A 17,097-nucleotide genomic window follows, 5' to 3' on the forward strand; every position below is an offset into this window, starting at 1 on the left:
TTCAGTGTTGTCCTAGGTCGTTGGCCAGTATCTCGGGGGAGGGGGTGAGTCGTCGGCGGGTGTCGATGGCGATTACCTGCCAGTCGACCCGGGTGTAGTCGTCGAACTTGCGTCGCGCCCGTTCTCGCGCCTTCTCCGGTGCACCGTGGTGAACCCCTTGTGGCGCATGGGAAATGAGGCCGGGCGGCATTGGGATGCCGTAGAGCGAGCCGCCGTGGAAGAACGCGATCTCGTCGTAGTCGACGTTGCGGTGATACCAAGGTGTGCGTTCGGTGCCCGGTGTGCCTTCGGCGGGCTTCGGCAAGAAGTTCATCACGTAGACCCCGGTCGCCTGCATGAACAGATGCACGGTCGGGGGCAGATGCACGCTGTCGGAGGTGACGACGTTGTAATCGGAGATATTGAAGCTGAAGGCGAAGTTGTCGCCGCGCCAGCCTTCGACGTCGAGCGGATTGTGTTGGTAGTAAAGGGTAGTGGGGCCGCCCTCGTGGATGAGCCGAACGTCGTACTGGTCGCGCCCGTCCTCATCGATAGGGTCTGGGTCCGGGATGACTGCCTGTGACGGGTCGAACGGGAAGTGACGTCCCAGGGTTCCGGGCGGGGGCACCCGGAACTCGTCGGTGGCCTCGATCATCAGCATGGTGGTCTCGGCGTCGGGTACCTGGCGCCAGGTGCAGGCTTTCGGAACGTAGATCCAGTCGCCCGGCCGGTAGCGCAGCGGCCCGAACTCGGTTTCCAGCAGGCCGCCGCCGCTGTGCACGAAGCACAACAGGTCGCCGTCGACGTGTCGGGCGTAGTATGGCATCGCCTCGCCGCGGCGGCTCAGCAGCACCCGGCAGTCGGCATTGCTGAACATCAGCAGCGGTCCGCCATTGGCATCGGTGGCGTCGCTGGGCTTGAGCTGGTCAGCCAGCACGTCGACGGGTCGCAGTGGACCGACCGCGCGGTAGGCGGTGGGGTCGTGGCGGCGGTACATGTTGGCGGTGCGCCCGGTAAAGCCGCCGCGCCCCAGTTCGTCGTCCTTGAGGCCGTCGAGATCGGCATGCACGCGCCGCGGGGTCTTGCCTTTGCGCAGGTGGATAAAGGATTCCATGGATCATTCCCAGGTCGGTCAGTGGTGTTCCGGGTGAAAACTAAAAGTGACATTACTTTTTGTTTAGGTTTGAGGGCAAGGCTCCGGCCGATGGCCCCGGATCACGCACAGTAATGGAGTAATGGGTGGCAAGGCACGGGTACGCGAGCTGGTCAAAGAGCTCGGCGTGACCAGTAAGGAGATCTTGGCGCGGCTCGCCGCGGACGGCGAGTTCGTGACGTCTGCATCCTCCACTATCAAGGCCCCCGTTGCGGCTCGGCTGCGTGCAGCGTATGGCTATACACGTCCAGGTCCGAAATCAGTCGCCGTCGAGGCCCGGCGGCGAGCAGCCGGTACCACCCCCACCCAGCCAAAAGCAGCCGCTGACAAGCGGGCGCGCCGAGCGCCGCTTCCCCCGCCGAGGCCCTCGACATCTGCAGGCGTTTTCGACTTGCCTCCGCTTCGGAGAATCCCAACCAGGCGATTGACGAGTTATCTCGGGAATGTGAAGCCAGGTACGGGCTTACGCAGTCAGGGCTGTGCGAAATGATTGCCAACCATCAGCGACGCATTTCAGCAACGTCTCTCGCTTTGCGCAACCTTCGCAACGCTAAACGTAGCGCTCGAAACCGAGCGGGACTGCAGAAACCACAGAGATCCGGTCCTGCGGGCGCTGCGCAGTTGACAGCCAAGACATCAGACGGCGAAGACGTCGTGATCACCCGCCCGCTGCCCGAACGGCCTGCCTGCCACCGGTCGTGGTCACTATGGATGTGGAGGCTATTGCAGACATCGTCGCCGGCAAGACCGTGGGCCACGGTCGGGAAGTGATCGTTACCTGTCCGCAGGAACTTGCCGCGAACGAATCAGGCGAATATGGCTATCTCACCTAGCAATACGCGGTATCCCGCCGCGCCACGAAAACCGAAACGAGATTGACAACCGTGCATCAGGACCTCTCATAACCCTCGCAGTCGTCATCGACCACGATAAGCGGCTTCTCGACACACTGGTGCGCGCCCACGGCTCCATTCTGACGCAGCCTGGCCTTGCGGAACGCGGGATAGAGAGTTCCGCGAGCTGATCGACGCCGACGATGGCGGGCGCTCCGCAGCTGACGAACTACGCCGCACGTGAGCCTCTTTTGACTTTCTTCGTCGCGCTGTCGTGCTCACCATCGCCAGTGTGGGCAATGACCAGCGCTTGTGGGACATGCTCGGGTGCATCCAGCCCAGGGCCAGAGATCGCCTCGTCGAGACCAGTCCGCAGCTGAATCGAGCAACACGACGGCTTATCGAATTCATCGCCGACGTCGAGAGACTCTTGAGCACAGACTATGCGAGCCTGGCGCAATTCTTTCGCCGCTCGCGTGGCCTTCGATGACCAGTCAGCCACCTGATTCACTGTAAGCGCCGTGACCCGTTCTGCGGAGACGCTGGACGCGATTCAACGAATTCGCATCATGCACGATCGCGGGACTCGGGCGGCCGTTCTTCAATTCTGGCCGCGTCGCGGGATATTACGCGGTGGCGATCGGCCGCCCGATGAGGTCACCCGCGAGGGCATGCTCGATTACACTTGGTTCGACGCTCGCATGCCAGGTACGCGCACCGTCGGGAGTCAAAGCCGCCGTCAGCACGCGGGCCGGTGCGCGTGCAGAGTCGAACTCGATCGTGTAGGCCTCGACAGTGGCGGTGCCTGCGTAGCCCTTCGCCAAAGCGCGCGAGGGAAATTCGTCAACCTCCGCCTGAACGTTCGCTCGTCGGAAGGTGGTTCTCGGTGGCGTTCCGGAGTAGACGCCGATCGCATGCTTGGACAGCATTCCGCCGTTGGCAGTCGCGATGGCGACATCGTCAGGACGCGTACGGAGCAGCGGCACCAGCGATGCGATGGCGTGGGTGGTGTAGTTATTGGCGGGCCCACCGGCGAAGGTGAGGCCACCGGTGGCCGTGAGTTCGCGATCCAACGACAGCCCCAGCTCACTCGCAGCCACTTGAACCGCCGAGGGAAAGCAGGAGTAGAGATCCACGAGGTCGACATCGTCGACCTCGACTCCCGCCAACGCCAGCGCCGTCCTTCCCGCGACTCTGATTGCGGGGGATTCGGCGAGATTGTCGCGGGTAGACGCAGTGGCTGTGCCGAACGCCTCGGCACCACTCCAGGGAAACACCCAACGGCTGTCGTCGATTCCAAGGGCACGAGCACGTTCCACCGAACACATGATCAGTGCAGCAGACTGATCGACGACTATGTTGGAGTTCATCAGCTTCGGATACGGATAATTGATCATCCGATTCTCATCGCTCACCGTCGATATCTGCTCGGGCGTGTACGTGCGGGGGATGGCCGCATAGGGGTTCCTCGACGCAACGCTCGAAAACCGCGACCACAGTTCGGAGATCCGTCTCAGGTGCGCCTCGGGTTCGAGGCCGAGCGCGTTGCGCAAGGCCGTCTCGAAGATCGCGTACATCTGCCCGGGCCGCTCGATCCCGACAGCGGCCTCGTCCGCATGAAAGAAGGGTTCGTCGTCCCCGTAGGTATCGTCAGGGATAGCAGCGGAGTCCTGCTTGCTCCAATCGAGTCTGTCACCCCGCTTCTTCGCGGCCGAGCGGGTCCGCCATGATTCGGCGCCACCGATCAGAGCGAGATCGAGTCCCTCATTGGCGATTTCGTGCGCGGTGCGGTTGATGAGAGCCTGAGGATGATTGCCACCGGAAGTCGTGATACCGCGGTGCACGGACGGCACTCCGATCCGTTCGACCAGTAGCGCTGCCGGATCCGGATAGCCGCGAGACATGATGCGGACGATTCGGATCGATTGCAGTGCAGCCAGAATCGCATCTGTTCCCGCATCGTCCGCCGCCGCCCAGGCTGCTCGTTCGAGTAGTGCAATCGGCTCGGGTGCCTGAACGTCGGCGATGGTGACCTGGCCCACGCCCACGATCACCGGTGTGCGTCCGTCGATAGCCATGACATCTATCTCCTCACATTCGTCGTCAGCGGTGGTGTGCGGCGTGAAGGCAGATCACGTTCGCGATATCAACGGCATCGGTTTGAGATCTCCTCCCCTGTCGGAGCGCCCACGTTCCGATGGAAACGCTCAGCGACTCCGCGAATGCGAAACCGCCTGGTGCGGCTCCGACTACATCGATGAAGCACGTGCCTTTCTTCGCGCGCGGCCGGTGCCGGCCACTCCGCACGAGACTATTATTCAGTCTGATTAATGATTATAACGGGATGCCTGCTGTGGGTTCAGTGTGGAATAGGATCGAGCAGCGCGCGGACGCTGCTGCGAATCCGGCAGTGGCTAGTCAGAACTGGGGTGGGTGTGGGGTCTCGATCGAAATCCAAGAACGACACCAATTCAAGGCGCGCGCCTGGTCGCCCCGCAGCGGTGGGCAGCGAGGAGACGCGCCGACTGATTCTCGACAGCGCAGAGCGACTGTTCGCCGAGCATGGTTACGCAACTACGACGTTGAAGATGATCGCTGAAGACGCGGGACTTACGCAGGGCTCTGTGTACCACCATTATCGGACCAAGAGCGAGTTGTTCCTCAAGGTCGACTCCTCAGCTAATGATCGCATGCTGGTTCCCATGCAGGAAGCCGCGGCTGCGGAGCGGACGTTCTCGGCGCAACTCTCCGCCGTACTCGACGTCGCAACCGAAATTGTTCGGACGGACCCAGTTACACATCACTTCGTCGTGATGGTACGGCTGGAGGCGCGTCGCCATGCCGAGATCGCCGAGGCTGGCCACGACACGCGATGGGGAGATCTCTGGCAACTTCTGATCAGTACCGGTATACAGACCGGCGAGATCGACGCGTCCGATCGGCAATGGGCGCTGGGCATGCTCATGGCGGTATTCAGCGGACTCGGCCAGATTTCGGCTGAACTGGACTTCGAGCGGTTTCGCCTCACGGTCGAAGGATTCAAGCGGGCCTTTCCGCACAGCTTCCACACTCCTCGGAGGCGCGTGGCGATCCACAACGAGGTCTCCACCGGCGCACCACGACGGATGCCGCGATGAAAACGCCCAGACGGGTGCGCGTCCACGGTCGGTGACCACGAGGGCCGATCGGGCGGCGGGATTGACTCCGTCATCGCCCGCTGAAGTTCGGTTGATCATCCCGGGCACAGGTCGGCGTACGCCACCTGCGTGATGATCGGCGACAACAGAACTGTCGGTGCGCCGACGAACCCCTGAGCCTTCTTACTGCAGGCGTACCAACCCTTTTCCAGAAGCCATCCGTCGCCATGGGATACCGCGGGATCACCATGGCCCGGGAGCAACTGGTGAAGGTGATCGAGGTATCTGACCTCTTCTGGAGTCAATGGGACCAGCGGGTCCGCCGGGGCTGCGGGCATCGGCGCAAGCCAGGACGCAGTCGCCACGATCACCGCTGTCATCGCAACCTTTAACATCATCATGGAAACTTTGCCGCCCCCTTGTACCCGCGTACTTTTCTGGCAGACCGCGGATCTGCCAGAGGACCTGTGGTGGACTTAATCAGTCTACCGGATGAATTGCTCCTGACGGCGGCGGGCTATCTCACCCACTCCGTTGTGCACGAAGTCGCCCCAATCGGACCCAACGGATTCATGCGTCCCATCCGGCACGAGCGGGACACCCAACGAGTTGATACCGCGTCCACGGATGCCATTCTCTCGCCGTACGAGTACGCCGTTCGCAGCCCCGAACGCAATTTCCCCTAAAGCTTGTACCGGCAAGAAGGGCCCTCCCAGCGTGAATTGCGTGATCGGGGAATCGCCAACTTAGCTGTCTGCCACACGTCATCTGGTTGCCACCCCCTGTGTATAAATCGGTTAATAAACTGAATATGCCATGGTCGGCGCGCACTCTCCGTCGCAGCCGAGGTGCGAGATTGCGCGAGAACTGCTCTCTATAAGTATGTTTCTGCTGACTGGCCGTCTCGCCAAAGTCTCTTGATTTAGTCAGCTAGCTGGTTTACTGTGCTGTGAACTTCGCAGGCTAGCGAGCGAAAGGACCTGCGGAGGGAGTTCGCAGCAAGAGGCGAACGAGGTGGGCATAGGTGATGCGCAGCAGACAGAAAGGAAGTTGGTGACCACTCGCGTTAGCGAACTGCGGTTCCAGCAAACGTTCACGGAGGTCGTGAACGGGCCGAAGCGCGCGGGTTTGCGAGCGCTGAAGATCCCGTGGCTCGCGGCGGGCACGGTGGGTCGTGCTTCTCATCTGTTTGTCAGCGTGGTGCGGTACTCAATCGCAGATGCGGTGTCGTTGCGCCTACCAATTGCCGAGATGCTCTGGCAAGCGTGGATGTTGCTCAAGGTCACCGCGATTCCCGCGGTTTTGATGGCAATCCCGTTCGGCGCGATGGTGACCGTCGTGACATCGGGATTGGTTTCCCAAGTGGGAGCTACCGCGCTTTTGGGCGCGGCCAGCGGAGTGGGCGTCGTGCGGCAAGGCGCGCCGATTACCGCGGGGTTGTTGATGGGTGGGGCAGCGGCTTCAGCAATCGCATCCGACTTCGGGGCGCGGATGATGCGGGAAGAGCTTGACGCCATGCGGGTGATGGGAGTCGATCCGATTCGCAGGTTGGTCGTGCCTCGATTTCTGGCCCTGCTGGCTCTGTCGCCGATCCTGTGCACGATCATCGTGGCGTCGGGCACCGGAGCCGCCTTCACATTGTCGGTGGCAGTGAATGACGTTGCCCCCGGGAGCTTCTGGATGTCATTCGGCACCTTCGCGAAGATGACTGACCTGTGGTTCGCGTTGGCCAAGAGCGCCGTCTTTGCCGCAATCGTGGCAATCGTCTCGACGCTACGCGGGATGGAGGCCAAGGGCGGTCCTCGCGGGGTGGCCGATGCCGTGAACGCCGCAGTCGTCGTCAACGTGGTGTGCATCGTGTTCGCCAACCTCGCGATCACTGAGATCCAGAACATGTTCTTTCCGATGGCGATCGCATAGTGGCCAGCCCCTCGGTTCTCCTGCACATCCGCGTCATATCGATGCGCATGGTCAAGCGACCGCTGCGCGAGGCTGGCCAGTGGGTGCTGTTCATCGGTCTGACGTTATGGCTGCTTCCGGTCACGATCCGTCGGTATTCGCGGCAGACGTTGGCCGCGACCATCAACCTCGCCTGGGGGAGGGGTTCGCTCATTGTGGACGGCGGGACGATCAGCGTACTTCTCATCGTCGGCGTCGCGGTGGGTGGATCGTTGGCGATCGAAGCGCTCGCCACGTTGAACATCATCGGTTTCGGGGCGCTGTCGGGGCTCATCGGCGGCGTGGGTGCCATACGCGTGATCGGGCCGCTGGTGGCGGGGATCGCGTTCACAGCGCAAGCCGGCACGCGCATGACCGCGGAGATCGGGGCCATGCGCATCGCCGACGAACTCGACGCCGTGGAGGTCATGGGGCTCAGGCCCATCCCGTTCGTGGTGGGCACTCGCCTCGTCGGCGGCATGACGTGTGTGATCCCCGGCTACCTTTTGACTCTAGTGACCATCTTCTTCGTACTGGACACCGTGATAACGGTGTTCGAGCACGAACCCGGCGGAACATATAACCACTACTTCCTTCAGTTCCTCACGCCGACGGATCTGGCGTACTCCTTGGCCAAGGCCGTCATCTACTGCACGGCCGCGACGCTGATCCACTGCTACTACGGCTATTTCGCCTCGGGGGGTCCAGTGGGCGTCGGTGAAGCCTCAGGCCGTGCGGTACGCGCAAGTCTGGTGACCATCATCGTGTTGGACTTCGCCACCACCGTGTTGCTATGGGGCGTTCGACCCGAATTCGTGTTCAGGGGATAGGTGATCATGCTGCTTCGAGGATCAGAACAACGTCAAGAGCGAGTGTTGGCGATCATTGGCGGAGCGATGTTCGTCGTCGTCATCGCCTCGACCATGCTGGCTCAACTAAGGCCATTCCATGGCCGCGTAGCAGGCCAGATTTCGGTGGCGTTCGACACTCCGTACGCCGGCCAAGGCGTTCAAGCGGGGACTCCCGTTGTGCTGCACGGCGTTAAAGTCGGACGCGTCACCGAAGTAAGCAATCGACCCGGCGGCGGCATTCGACTGCTGACCGAGCTGCAGAAGCGTCCAGTATCAGCAGTCACGAACGCCACCGGCATCGACTTTCGGCCGATCAACTACTTCGGAGTGCCCGGTATCAACCTGACACCTGTCCCCAACGGGGCACCGCTACGCGACGGCATGGAAATCCAGACGGTGCCGAAGGGGAATTTCACGTTGACGGAAATGCTCTCACAGCTCGGCGACGTCACCGCAAATGCCATCACGCCACGACTCATCTCCGTGATCGATCGAGCCACGCGATACACCGACGGTCTGAACCCCCTGTTCGAAACCATGCTGACCGTGACGAGGACCGTTGCGCACGTACAGAGGGTATCGACGGCGCAACTGCTCTCCAGCACGGCGGCTGCCAGCGATGGTGCTCCCCCGGCGATCGACGCGGGACTCGACGCTGGCCAGCGCTTCGTCGACAACAACCTGCAGCAGGGCCCGCCACCGGGAATGAACCCAGCCGCGTTGCCGGACAAGCCTTTCCCGCCGTACCTCGAGGGGGTGCATCTGCCGTCCTTCGCCGACTTCAGCGAAAAAGATTGGCAAACTGCCGTCTATGCGAACGTCATTGCAGCCAACGACATGTTCGGCGGACTCGGCCGAATGGAGTCGAGCCACGTCGATGATCTGCTGCCCTTAGTCAAGGGTTTCCAGAGCCTCACGGACGTAGTACCTTCGCTCGTCAGACCCGGCGACTTCGGCCGAACGATCACCGAGCTGCGGACCCGGTTCGAGCGGCTATACGCCGGCAACGGTGATCAACGCGCGCTCCAGGTTCGCGTCGTGCTAGACAGTCTGCCCGGCGTTGCAGCTCCACTGGGCATCGTGGTGGAGCGGGGCCGATGAAGATCCGTTCGACTCTTTGGCGGCTCGCGATCAGCGTCGCCGTTGCGGCAGTGCTGTTCGTGCTACTAGCCAACATCCTGTCGAATCCCGTGGCAGCGCAGACGCGGACCTACGTTGCGGAGTTCACTGACGCGTCCGGATTGCACCCCGACGCCGACGTGCGTGTGCGTGGCGTGCGGGTGGGGAAGGTCGAACGCGTCAAACTCGCGCAGCGCAACGGTCAGGACGTCGCCTCGGTCCACCTGACCCTGGACAAGAAGTACGGCGTGGTATCGATTACCCGGCTGGCCATCAAGTACCAGGCGCTCACGGGACAACGTTACGTCGACGTGCAAAACGCGTCCGAGGGATATTCGCCAGCCGACTTGGTGACCAACGTGCCCATCGCCATGACGAAGCCGTCCTTCGATATCACGTCGCTGTTCAACGGCTTACAACCGGTGCTCGCCACAGTGAGTCCCGACGAGTTGAACAACTTCACTGCGAATGCCGCCTCGTTCCTCTCAGGCGACGGCGGAAGCATCGGTCCTCTCCTCGACAGCCTGCACCGGTTCACCAGCTTCGTCTCGGACCGGCAGCAGGTGCTGGCGACCTTGATGCAAAACCTCGCGGGCATCGCCAATGGAATCGACGGCCAAACGAAGCAATTCATGCACATCGTCGAACTATTGAATCAACCAGTGGAGGCCACGCTCACCGTGCTGGACGAATTCCGCAAGTCCGAGCTCTACGGGCCCAACTTCACCGAGCCCGTCGTCCGGATGTTGCACAACATGGGGTTGAAGCCGGGCGGCGACGTCGACGCCGCGATGGATCGCGCCTTCAAAAACCTCGACAACTTCTTCGATGCATTCAAGCTGGTGCCGGTGATGTGGGACAACGTCCCACTGCCGGACGAGGATCCTGCGGCTGCCGCACCTTGTTCCAAAGGCCCGATGCAACTGCCCGAGACCATGGACATTCTGCTGAACGGAACTCGAGTGGTGCTATGCAATCGTTAAGGAAACGGCGACTCCTGCAGCACCCGACGACGTGGGGCGCGGGCGCCTTCGCCGTTGCCACGGTGGTCGCACTTGTGCTTGCCTACTCCTACGTTAGCCCTCCATGGGAGCGGATCGTCACCTTCTACACCGATGACTCAGCCACGATGAGACCGGGAGATGAAGTACGGATCGCCGGTGTGCGCGTCGGAGCGGTGAAAGACCTATCCCTGGAGGCCAACCAAGTGCGAGTTCGACTGCGCGTCGACAAGACCGCCCACGTCGGCGACCAATCGAACGTCGATGTCCGAATGCTCACCGTCGTCGGTGGCTACTACGTGAACATCGATTCCATCGGCCGTGCCGAACTCGGCTCGAACTCTGCGATACCTCGTGAACGAGTCACGATGCCGTACAGTCTCATTCGTGCTTTGAGCGACACGACGGACGTCGTGCAGCAAGTGAACCCTAAACCGATCAACGAGTCGCTCAACGACATTCAAGCGGGTCTTCAGGGCTCCAACATCCAGTCGCTCTCGGCAATCGTGGACGCCGGTAACTCGATCATGTCCACGATCGAACGACAGCGAGGACAGATCACGAGCATCCTGAACGTGTCAAACCAGTACATCGACGCCTTGACCGACTATCGAGACCAACTGGTGCCACTGGTCAGAAAGATCTCGATCATCGTTGCGACACTTGAGCTCTACGAAAGGGGATTCGCGAAGGCGATCGATGGTCTAGGCGACACCGTGTTATCGCTCAAGCCCGTCTCGGATTTCTACGAGAACCATCGCCAAGAGTTCATCGAGAAGGTTCGCCAGCACCAGCATCGTGTCCGTGAGTTCGTGGAACGCAACGGCGTAACCATTCGCGTACTGCACCGACTGCAGAACTTGTTCGATCGTATCCTCAACGCACAGAACGCACGGCCAGCGTTGTTGGCTACCGATCTCTGCATCCCGACTCCCGGGACCCCGTGCTGATGGCCGGGCGAATTCCCTGGCGACGAGGTGCCGGCGTGGCGGTCGGGTGGTTCTTGGCTGCGACGCTCGTCGCGGCGCTCACCTCCTGTCAAGCCCAGACAGCAGCGCAGCAACGCGCAACGTACTGCGCGATCATGCCTGACTCGGTGGGTCTGTACGTGGGCAATCCGGTCACCCAGATGGGCTACCGGATCGGCGACGTGACTTCGATCACCCCTTCAGCGCGCAGTGTTCGGGTCGACTTCACCGTCAACGAGCAGCGTACGTTGCCGCACGACGTCCGCGCGCTCATCAGGTCCAGGTCGATCCTGGCCGACCGGTCGTTGGAACTCGTCGGCAACTTTGCCGGAGGGCCCACTTTGACGGCGGGGCAATGTATTCCGTTGAGCCGATCGTCGACCCCGAAGAGCTTGTCGGCGATCGTCGGATCGTCGACCGAGTTACTCAATGCGATCAACCCCGAGGATTCCAGGAACATCGGAGACGTCGTCAAGTCGCTTGATCAAGCGCTCCGAACCGAAGGGCCAGACGTCAACAAGTTGCTGACGAAGGCGTCGGCGCTGCTGGACTCGCCTGACCAAGCGATCGGCGATCTCGGTTCGATCGTCAAGAACATGGCGTTGCTGACGCGAACGTTCTCGGGCATGCGAGGCAACGTCAAACAACTGCTCTACGACCTGGACGAAAGTCTGCCCTATGCGGCAACAGCCTTGTGGGGTGGTGTCAAACTTTTTCACGGCCAGATCCCCTTGATGGCCATGACCAGCGACATCGAAGTCGAGCTGGGTGGAGAGATCCAACAAACGCTCGATAGCGTTTCCGTCGTCATCCGGAAGCTGACACCGCGCGCACCGTTCTACGCGAATCTCTTGACACCCGTGCCCGGGTGGATCAACTGGGTGGCCAACGTCGCGAATAATCACCAATTCAACACGATCAGATACCGACCTCCGCTTTATCGCGTTCGCACTCCCGACGGCGTCGCAACATGCAATCGGCTCAACGCGTCGATGCCCGGCAGTTGCGCCAACGTCAACGGAATGCCCTACGCGATCGACGTCGCCCTGCTTCAACTGGTCCTCACACAGGCGAGCCGATGACCGCCCGACTCAAGACGTTCGCCGCGGTTGTCGTCGTACTCGTCCTGGCGCTCACATCGTGCGCGTCACTCAATGCGAGTTCGCTGCCACAGCCCGGGAACTCGTTCGGCGACGGGTTCGACGTGGTGCTCAAGTTCGACAACGTACTCAACCTGCCGGACCGCGCGAAGGTGATGCTGGACGGGATCACCGTCGGCGTGGTCACGGCGATGAAGCTGAAAGGTGACGGAGTCGACGTCACCGCCCGCATCGGCAAGGACGTCACCGTGCCGTCCAATATCCGCGCGTCGCTCGAGCAGGCCACGGTACTGGGCGACATCTACGTCGCTTTGCAGCGTCCAAGCGCCGGGCCGGTCGGACCACCGTTGCGAGCGGGAAGCCGGGTCCCGCTGACTCAGACGAGCTCGCCTCCTCAACTCGAGGACACGATCGCGGGGCTCGCCAACTTCGTCTCGAGCGGGTCCATCCAGCGCATCCAGAAGACAGTCATCCGCCTCAACCGGTTGACGCCGCCAACTGAAGAGGTTCGTAGGTTGACGTCCCTCGTGGTCACGGATCTCACGGACGTGTCGTCCAACATCGACCAGGTCGACCAGTTGCTAGGCAATGTCACGCATACGGCAGAAATTGTCAACAGCAGGGTCCCGTGGATGCAATTCTGGTTCTCGCCCAAGGGGCAGACCGGATTCGATCGGTCGACGAAACAGCTCAACGTCGTCGGTGTCCTCTTCCCCGGACTTGGAAGCATCTATTCGGGGGGTTACTGGCTCGTTCCATTGTTGAATTCGCTCGCTAACACACTCGGTAGTGTGCGCGAAGCGAAATTGGACTTCGAGGCCGAGGTGCCAGCGTGGCGACGGCTGTTCACGAACTTCTTTCTCCCCGAAGACAAATACCCGGCGATCAACATCACCTCGATCGTGGGCCCCGATGGCCGCGAGATGTCAGGCAACGTCCAAGACGTGCTGCGGATGCTAGGAGCGGTGCCGTGATACTCAAGGGTTTGGCTTCTTATGCCGCCTTCGCCGCGATGATCGCGTTCGTCTTGGGCTACTTTGCAACGTCCGGGGTTCGGGTGGCGCCCCCAGCCGATCGCCTCAATCTGTCGATAGACGTGACGGACATCAACAGCCTCGCCTTGGGTTCGAACGTGTTGTTGCGAGGGGTTGCGGTCGGCAAGGTCACCGATATCAGGACCGACGCGAATTCGGCGACCGTTGGCTTCTACGTCGACCCGGGCTTTCGGATCCCGCTCGACAGCGAGATCAGGCTGGAAAACTTGTCTGCGCTTGGTGAGTCGTACATCGCCTTGCTTCCGCGCAGTGAGGGTGGACCGCTGATGAGGGATGGCGAGCACCTGTCGACCGAGGCTGTTGTGCAGCCCCCATCGATCTCTCAGTTGGCGGCTAGCGTCGTGCGAGTCCTCAAACAGCTCAACCCCGAGGAACTGGATGGCATCATCGCGGCGGGCGACGAAGCGCTGCCAGACCCGGTGAAAGTGCTGCCGAATCTGTCGCGCGCCAGCATTCTCGCCCGAAACACCATCGACGATCTGGGTGGCAGCGGTCGCGAGTTGCTCGACAACTTCCAGGTGTTGTTGCGCAACTCAGCATTTGCCGGACCGCTCCTCACGCACCTGTCGCCCTCGCTCACGGACGCCAGCAAGGGTCTTCAAGAATTGTGGAGAGAGAACTCCATCCTAGTCTACCGCGGTCAACCGGGGCTCTTCGTCAACACAGCCAAGATCATCGCACGACTTCAGGAGTTGCTCGACAATCGAGGATCGGACCTCAAGGTGCTCGGTGAGGCATTCCAGCCGAAGTTGAACGACATTTCGGGAGCACTGATGAACTTCGATACCGGACAAATGCTGACCAATTTGCTTGCGACCGTCCCTGCCGACGGAGCGATAACACTGCGGGTAGTTCCCTAGTCGTCGAGAAGCGACGCGAACGGACCGGTCGCACTAGAGAAAGGTGAAATCATGACGAAGAACGGCGCTGCGCCAGCAGAACTGACGTCAATCCTCTCGGCGTCAGCGCTGCACGAGACCACAGATAATGCTGAAGGGGAGCTCGGGGAACCCGCAGAGTCGAATCAAGCAAACTCGCGGGAGAGTAAGACGAGCGACGAAGAAAACGCCGCGCCCGGCGGTGCTGCTTCCAGCGTCCCGAAATCGGATTCCGACGCGCAGCAACGGCGTCGCTCCCGGTCAGTCTCAATCAGCCTGCGCAGCTTGCTGATCTCGTTGATCATCGTTCTTCTCGCCATCGCGACCGGTCTGACGACGCGGATGTATCTCGAAGCGCGATCACAGATCGACGTTGCGGCCAGCGAAGCGGCGACCATCTCGAAGGCGGAGAAGATTGCGCTCGACTATGCGGTCAAGGCAGCGACGATGGACAGCAGGGACCTGCAAAGCTGGAAGGTCAAACTCGTCGACGGAACCAGTCCCGAGCTCAAGGACAAGCTGACCAAGGCGGCGGATTCCATGGAACAGATACTCGTTCCACTGCAATGGATCTCGACGGCGCAACCGCTCGCCGCGAAACTGCGAACGAGCACCGCCGGTGTCTATATCGTCGACTGCTTCGTCAGGGTACAAACCAAAACCGTGCAGACCCCGGACGCACTGCAGTCAACTGCGACGTACAGCGTCACGATCGATGCAAACAAGGACTGGAAGATCACCGACGTCGGTGGCATCGGCGCAGTCGCGGAGCGGAAGTAGTCCAGCCGATGTTCGCCAGACTCCTCGCTAACAGATCGGCACGCACCAGCGCCACACTGGCGAGCATGGGGGCCGTAGCGTCGCTACTTTTCGCCGTTACGACCGCTCATGCCGACCCCTTGGTGATTGATCCCTCTCCGCCGGATCCGATCTCCGATAGCCACATCATGTTGCCACTGCCGGTCATCACACCCAAGCCCTCGAATTGGGCGCCGTCCTTCCCGTTTCCCTATGACCAGCTGCGGTCGCAGGTCACGGGGCAGGACATCACGGCGATGGGAGAAATGTGTCAGTGGTACTCCGCGCAGTATCCCACCCTGCGCGCCCAAATCGACCGACTGCAATTCAATCGAATTACCGCCAACGGCACGGACTTCGACTATTCGGTAGGCAACATCCAGCAGCAGGTCGACATCGTCACCACCAACATCGCTCAAGCGGTGACCTTCTTGGACCCCCGCGTTCACATGCTCACTCAAAGCCAGAACCACTTTGGCGATTCGTTCTTCCCGATCTACGAGGGCGAGGCGTTCTTCAAGCTCTGGGAACAGCTCAGCAACGTGAACAACGGCATCATGGCTCATCAGCCCGACTGGTTCACCGGACCATCGGTACAGAAGGCGAAACGGTGGGGAAGCCACATTGCCCATTCTCACGTCTGCGGATAGCCGGTTTACGCAACCATGACCGATTCCTCGTCAGCACACAGACCCCAACCGAGCCGGCTCCGGGCGCGGTCTCGGATTGCTCGACGGACGCTGGCCACCGCCGTTATCACCACGATGGCGATCGCACCAGGCGTGATCGCCCAAGCGCCAACGGCAACAGCGGATTCCGCCGATGCTCTGCGGGCCGCCGTGGCACAGATGCGTACGGTGAGCTGTCCTGCGTTGCGGTCGGATCCAGTCGTCGAGAAGGTGGCTCAGAACACCAACGACTCGTCCATCGCCTGGCTCAACCACACGGCACGCGCGGTACCCGTGCCGGAACCGCTTCCGGTCCTGAAGGACTTCGGATATAGCGGCACTAAGGCGACGATGATGCAAGGCGCGGGGCAGATCGATGGCTCAGCCATCAAGGGCTTGCTCTTGGAAGGCTGGGACAAGATTCCGGACTGTTCGTACACCGACTACGGTGCCAGCGTCGTCCGCCACGAGAAGAGCGGCTTCATACTCATGGTCGTCGTGCTGGCCGGTGCCTAGCGATGGCGAAAATAGAATGGGCATTGCCGAACACCATGGCAGCACTGACTTGCCTACGCCGAGTTGGTATATCGCTAATGTGCGCGATGGGCTCCATCGCTGCCGCGATCGCGACCCCGATTGCACATGCCGACGACAGCGTGACGTATGAGGTCGTATCGGATTCGGTGCCCATATTGAGCGGCATCGAATATCGCGATGCTTCCGGGCGGAGGCTGATCCGCAACGTCACCTTGCCCTGGCGTCTCACAGCGCCTGTGACGGATGCCTCGAGTCCAGCCGACGCCGGCGCCGAACTGCGCGCCGACTGGCGGCCGAGTTACCGAGCCTTTGCGTTCGTGACCGTTCGCATCTCATTCGGTGGTCAGGTTCTCTGCGAAAACACGCTCGATGTCGGCAACGCGACGTGCTACGGCAATGTTCCGCACCGACCGGCGTAGGGCCGCGACGAAGAGGCTCAAGCGATGTCGCCTCGCATCGGCGTCGCGCGAACGAAGGGAAGGCAAATGAACCAGCGTCACGTTCGCCGCTGTCTGATGGTGATCGCGTGCGCGACCGTGCCGGTGATGGGAGGTGCTCCCGCGGCACTTGCAGAGCCGAGCATCTACAACCCGGAACCGACCCCCTATCCGGACCACGGACTCATTATGCGGTCCTACGAAGAGCATGCAGCAGAGGAGTTCTTCACCGCCTCGGCTGCAGGTGTGTGGTTCACGTCGCCGGCCGGGCTCAACTGTGGCATCTGGGATAGAGGTAGCTTCGGTTGCGCGGGCAATCTAGGCGGACGCGACCCGGGTGACAACCGTGTTGGCTGGGTCAACGGCAACATCGTCGTCCGACACGACCCCCTTCTGGGTCTGCAGTTCCCGCCCGGACAAGCCGAACGGACGCTACCGCCACACAGTTACGTGAGCTACAGCGGGACGATGTGCGCGATCACCGGCGACATGAGCACGTACTGCGTTCGCGGGCCCTACCAATTCTTCGTCACACCCAACGGAACATGGCTAAGCCCAACGTGACAGCGCCGACGCCGTCACCTCACGCGCTCCGATGTCACGCCGCGCCCATGAATCACGAGAGCGCACCGAGCGGAGGAGACC

General features: G+C 61.4%; 20 protein-coding genes and 1 pseudogene. 17 read left to right on the forward strand and 4 right to left on the reverse strand.

The window, feature by feature from the left end:
- Position 1: 1 nt before the first annotated feature.
- Positions 2-1,093, reverse strand: coding sequence for a homogentisate 1,2-dioxygenase (locus H0P51_RS07200; protein WP_180917282.1), 1,092 nt, complete (start codon positions 1,091-1,093; stop codon positions 2-4).
- A 121-nt stretch (positions 1,094-1,214) separates the two neighbouring features.
- On the opposite strand from H0P51_RS07200, the pseudogene H0P51_RS28365 reads away from it, so the two are divergent.
- Both H0P51_RS28365 and H0P51_RS28850 read left to right on the forward strand, forming a co-directional pair.
- Positions 1,215-1,365 (forward strand): annotated as a pseudogene (locus H0P51_RS28365) (translation initiation factor IF-2 N-terminal domain-containing protein); the annotation flags it as partial.
- A gap of 474 nt (positions 1,366-1,839) precedes the next feature.
- On the forward strand, positions 1,840-1,965 hold the full coding sequence (locus H0P51_RS28850) for a hypothetical protein (RefSeq protein ID WP_281373893.1): 126 nt from the start codon (positions 1,840-1,842) through the stop codon (positions 1,963-1,965).
- A 229-nt stretch (positions 1,966-2,194) separates the two neighbouring features.
- On the opposite strand, the gene H0P51_RS07210 is transcribed toward H0P51_RS28850, so the two are convergent.
- Both H0P51_RS07210 and H0P51_RS07215 read right to left on the reverse strand, forming a co-directional pair.
- Positions 2,195-2,467, reverse strand: a complete 273-nt coding sequence (locus H0P51_RS07210; RefSeq protein ID WP_180917284.1) for a hypothetical protein — start codon at positions 2,465-2,467, stop codon at positions 2,195-2,197.
- Positions 2,468-2,591: 124 nt separating this feature from the next.
- Complete coding sequence (locus H0P51_RS07215; protein WP_180917285.1) at positions 2,592-4,043, reverse strand: thiolase C-terminal domain-containing protein; 1,452 nt, start codon at positions 4,041-4,043, stop codon at positions 2,592-2,594.
- Positions 4,044-4,466: 423 nt separating this feature from the next.
- Between H0P51_RS07215 and H0P51_RS07220 the strand changes: the two genes are divergently transcribed.
- A complete protein-coding gene (locus tag H0P51_RS07220) occupies positions 4,467-5,102 on the forward strand; it encodes a TetR/AcrR family transcriptional regulator (protein WP_180917286.1) in 636 nt (211 codons plus the stop codon).
- A 95-nt stretch (positions 5,103-5,197) separates the two neighbouring features.
- On the opposite strand, the gene H0P51_RS07225 is transcribed toward H0P51_RS07220, so the two are convergent.
- The gene (locus tag H0P51_RS07225; protein WP_180917287.1) at positions 5,198-5,500 is read right to left on the reverse strand and encodes a hypothetical protein; all 303 of its coding nucleotides are present in this window, start codon (positions 5,498-5,500) and stop codon (positions 5,198-5,200) included.
- Positions 5,501-5,572: 72 nt separating this feature from the next.
- On the opposite strand from H0P51_RS07225, the gene H0P51_RS07230 reads away from it, so the two are divergent.
- From H0P51_RS07230 to H0P51_RS07295, 14 genes are all read left to right on the forward strand, one after another.
- On the forward strand, positions 5,573-5,788 hold the full coding sequence (locus tag H0P51_RS07230) for a hypothetical protein (protein ID WP_180917288.1): 216 nt from the start codon (positions 5,573-5,575) through the stop codon (positions 5,786-5,788).
- Between the two features lie 418 nt (positions 5,789-6,206).
- A complete protein-coding gene (locus H0P51_RS07235) occupies positions 6,207-7,022 on the forward strand; it encodes an ABC transporter permease (RefSeq protein ID WP_246398738.1) in 816 nt (271 codons plus the stop codon).
- A gap of 47 nt (positions 7,023-7,069) precedes the next feature.
- Positions 7,070-7,870, forward strand: coding sequence for an ABC transporter permease (locus H0P51_RS07240; RefSeq protein ID WP_425489026.1), 801 nt, complete (start codon positions 7,070-7,072; stop codon positions 7,868-7,870).
- A 42-nt stretch (positions 7,871-7,912) separates the two neighbouring features.
- A complete protein-coding gene (locus H0P51_RS07245; RefSeq protein WP_246398446.1) occupies positions 7,913-8,992 on the forward strand; it encodes an MlaD family protein in 1,080 nt (359 codons plus the stop codon).
- Positions 8,989-9,993: an MlaD family protein gene (locus H0P51_RS07250; RefSeq protein WP_180917289.1), complete on the forward strand. Its 1,005-nt coding sequence runs from the start codon at positions 8,989-8,991 to the stop codon at positions 9,991-9,993. The genes H0P51_RS07245 and H0P51_RS07250 overlap by 4 nt, the downstream gene beginning before the upstream one ends.
- Entirely contained in the window at positions 9,981-10,961 is a 981-nt protein-coding gene (locus H0P51_RS07255) for an MlaD family protein (protein ID WP_180917290.1), read from the forward strand. Before H0P51_RS07250 ends, H0P51_RS07255 begins: the two co-directional genes overlap by 13 nt.
- Entirely contained in the window at positions 10,961-12,061 is a 1,101-nt protein-coding gene (locus H0P51_RS07260; protein WP_180917291.1) for an MlaD family protein, read from the forward strand. Before H0P51_RS07255 ends, H0P51_RS07260 begins: the two co-directional genes overlap by 1 nt.
- Positions 12,058-13,053 carry an MlaD family protein gene (locus H0P51_RS07265; protein WP_180917292.1) on the forward strand — a complete coding sequence of 332 codons (996 nt, stop codon included), beginning with the start codon at positions 12,058-12,060 and terminating at the stop codon, positions 13,051-13,053. The genes H0P51_RS07260 and H0P51_RS07265 overlap by 4 nt, the downstream gene beginning before the upstream one ends.
- 38 nt (positions 13,054-13,091) lie before the next feature.
- Positions 13,092-13,994, forward strand: a complete 903-nt coding sequence (locus tag H0P51_RS07270; protein WP_180917293.1) for an MlaD family protein — start codon at positions 13,092-13,094, stop codon at positions 13,992-13,994.
- A 51-nt stretch (positions 13,995-14,045) separates the two neighbouring features.
- On the forward strand, positions 14,046-14,792 hold the full coding sequence (locus H0P51_RS07275; protein WP_246398451.1) for a hypothetical protein: 747 nt from the start codon (positions 14,046-14,048) through the stop codon (positions 14,790-14,792).
- Positions 14,793-14,857: 65 nt separating this feature from the next.
- Positions 14,858-15,460, forward strand: a complete 603-nt coding sequence (locus H0P51_RS07280) for a hypothetical protein (RefSeq protein WP_180917294.1) — start codon at positions 14,858-14,860, stop codon at positions 15,458-15,460.
- Between the two features lie 114 nt (positions 15,461-15,574).
- Positions 15,575-15,994 (forward strand): hypothetical protein, encoded by a 420-nt coding sequence (locus tag H0P51_RS07285; RefSeq protein ID WP_180917295.1) that lies wholly within the window; start codon positions 15,575-15,577, stop codon positions 15,992-15,994.
- A gap of 86 nt (positions 15,995-16,080) precedes the next feature.
- On the forward strand, positions 16,081-16,434 hold the full coding sequence (locus H0P51_RS07290) for a hypothetical protein (protein WP_246398453.1): 354 nt from the start codon (positions 16,081-16,083) through the stop codon (positions 16,432-16,434).
- 66 nt (positions 16,435-16,500) lie between these two features.
- The gene (locus H0P51_RS07295) at positions 16,501-17,016 is read left to right on the forward strand and encodes a hypothetical protein (RefSeq protein ID WP_180917296.1); all 516 of its coding nucleotides are present in this window, start codon (positions 16,501-16,503) and stop codon (positions 17,014-17,016) included.
- Positions 17,017-17,097: the final 81 nt, after the last annotated feature.

Source organism: Mycobacterium vicinigordonae, assembly GCF_013466425.1.
GTDB classification, from domain to species: Bacteria; Actinomycetota; Actinomycetes; order Mycobacteriales; family Mycobacteriaceae; genus Mycobacterium; species Mycobacterium vicinigordonae.

What these genes read in the sequence shown, in the direction of transcription:
- H0P51_RS07285 (WP_180917295.1), top strand. Translation starts at nt 15,575, where the DNA reads ATGGCGATCGCACCAGGCGTGATCGCCCAAGCGCCAACGGCAACAGCG.
- H0P51_RS07280 (WP_180917294.1), top strand. Translation starts at nt 14,858, where the DNA reads ATGGGGGCCGTAGCGTCGCTACTTTTCGCCGTTACGACCGCTCATGCC.
- H0P51_RS07250 (WP_180917289.1), top strand. Translation starts at nt 8,989, where the DNA reads ATGAAGATCCGTTCGACTCTTTGGCGGCTCGCGATCAGCGTCGCCGTT.
- H0P51_RS28850 (WP_281373893.1), top strand. Translation starts at nt 1,840, where the DNA reads ATGGATGTGGAGGCTATTGCAGACATCGTCGCCGGCAAGACCGTGGGC.
- H0P51_RS07265 (WP_180917292.1), top strand. Translation starts at nt 12,058, where the DNA reads ATGACCGCCCGACTCAAGACGTTCGCCGCGGTTGTCGTCGTACTCGTC.
- H0P51_RS07295 (WP_180917296.1), top strand. Translation starts at nt 16,501, where the DNA reads ATGAACCAGCGTCACGTTCGCCGCTGTCTGATGGTGATCGCGTGCGCG.
- H0P51_RS07270 (WP_180917293.1), top strand. Translation starts at nt 13,092, where the DNA reads ATGATCGCGTTCGTCTTGGGCTACTTTGCAACGTCCGGGGTTCGGGTG.
- H0P51_RS07260 (WP_180917291.1), top strand. Translation starts at nt 10,961, where the DNA reads ATGGCCGGGCGAATTCCCTGGCGACGAGGTGCCGGCGTGGCGGTCGGG.
- H0P51_RS07215 (WP_180917285.1), bottom strand. Translation starts at nt 4,043, where the DNA reads ATGGCTATCGACGGACGCACACCGGTGATCGTGGGCGTGGGCCAGGTC.
- H0P51_RS07225 (WP_180917287.1), bottom strand. Translation starts at nt 5,500, where the DNA reads ATGATGTTAAAGGTTGCGATGACAGCGGTGATCGTGGCGACTGCGTCC.
- H0P51_RS07240 (WP_425489026.1), top strand. Translation starts at nt 7,070, where the DNA reads ATGGTCAAGCGACCGCTGCGCGAGGCTGGCCAGTGGGTGCTGTTCATC.
- H0P51_RS07290 (WP_246398453.1), top strand. Translation starts at nt 16,081, where the DNA reads ATGGGCTCCATCGCTGCCGCGATCGCGACCCCGATTGCACATGCCGAC.
- H0P51_RS07255 (WP_180917290.1), top strand. Translation starts at nt 9,981, where the DNA reads ATGCAATCGTTAAGGAAACGGCGACTCCTGCAGCACCCGACGACGTGG.
- H0P51_RS07275 (WP_246398451.1), top strand. Translation starts at nt 14,046, where the DNA reads ATGACGAAGAACGGCGCTGCGCCAGCAGAACTGACGTCAATCCTCTCG.
- H0P51_RS07200 (WP_180917282.1), bottom strand. Translation starts at nt 1,093, where the DNA reads ATGGAATCCTTTATCCACCTGCGCAAAGGCAAGACCCCGCGGCGCGTG.